The organism is Mesorhizobium sp. M7A.F.Ca.CA.004.12.1.1, assembly GCF_003997835.1.
GTDB lineage: Bacteria > Pseudomonadota > Alphaproteobacteria > Rhizobiales > Rhizobiaceae > Mesorhizobium.
The window spans coordinates 1-990 of sequence record NZ_RZRK01001295.1 but is presented as its reverse complement, the minus strand read 5'-3'; the positions used below and the strand labels follow the sequence as shown (position 1 = coordinate 990).

At 63.6% G+C, this 990-nt stretch carries 1 protein-coding gene; it reads right to left on the bottom strand.

Annotated features, from left to right (window positions below; all coding sequences use genetic code 11):
- Window positions 1-990 (bottom strand): beta-L-arabinofuranosidase domain-containing protein (locus tag EN984_RS35910; protein ID WP_164765981.1); only part of this gene is annotated, 990 nt, incomplete at both ends.

The following is a 990-nucleotide window of genomic DNA, read 5'->3' as shown; positions in this document are numbered from 1 at the left end:
ATCTCGACGGCGCCGTCCCAGGGATAGCGGCTCGTCTGCGTCACGCCGACCGGGACGCCCGATATGTCGAAACGGGCGGTCGAGTCGCCATAGAGGTGGATGGCCAACGCGTCGTCGGCCAGGCTGTAGAAATAGCTGCCGATCGAGGCGACCATGCGCCCGATATTGGGTGGGCAGCACGGGCAGCGGTGCCATTTCCACCTGTTGTGCTTGCCCCGGCTTTCCAATGGATTCTCGTAGAAAAACAGCGAGCCGTCGAGCGACAGGCCCGAGATCGAACCGTTGTAGAGGGCGCGTTCCATCATGTCGGCGTAGCGCGCATTCGGCCCCATGCCGAGCATGCGGCTGGCCCAGAACACCAGGCCCACCGCTGCACAGGTCTCGGCATAGGCGCTCTCGTTGGGCAGGTCATAGTCGCTGGTGAACCCCTCATTGTGCGCCGATGGCCCGAGCCCGCCGGTGATATAGAGGCTCTTGGTGGTGAGATCGTCCCACAGAAGGTCGAGCGCCGACCGCAGCGTGTCGTCGCCATATTCGGTGGCGATGTCGGCCATGCCGGAATAGAGGTACATCGCCCTGACCGCGTGGCCGACGACCTTGTCCTGCTCGCGCACCGGGATGTGCGACTGGCTGTATTCATAGGTCTTGAAATGATAGGCCTTCGGGTCGGCGCCGCGGGCGCGGGCCTCCTCGTCGAAATAATGCGGCTGCTGCCCGCGCTGGTCGATGAAGTATTTGGCCAGCTCCATGTATTTCCGCTCGCCTGTCACCCGCGCCAGCTTGACCAGCGCCAGCTCGATCTCCTCATGTCCGCAATAGCCCTTCTTCTTGCCGGGCTCGGGGCCGAGCACCGACGCGATATGGTCGGCATAGCGGCACATGATGTCGAGCAGCTTGCGTTTTCCCGTCGCCTGGTAATAGGCGACCGCGCCCTCGATCAGGTGGCCGGCGCAATAGAGCTCGTGGCAGTCGCGCAGATTGGTCCAGCGC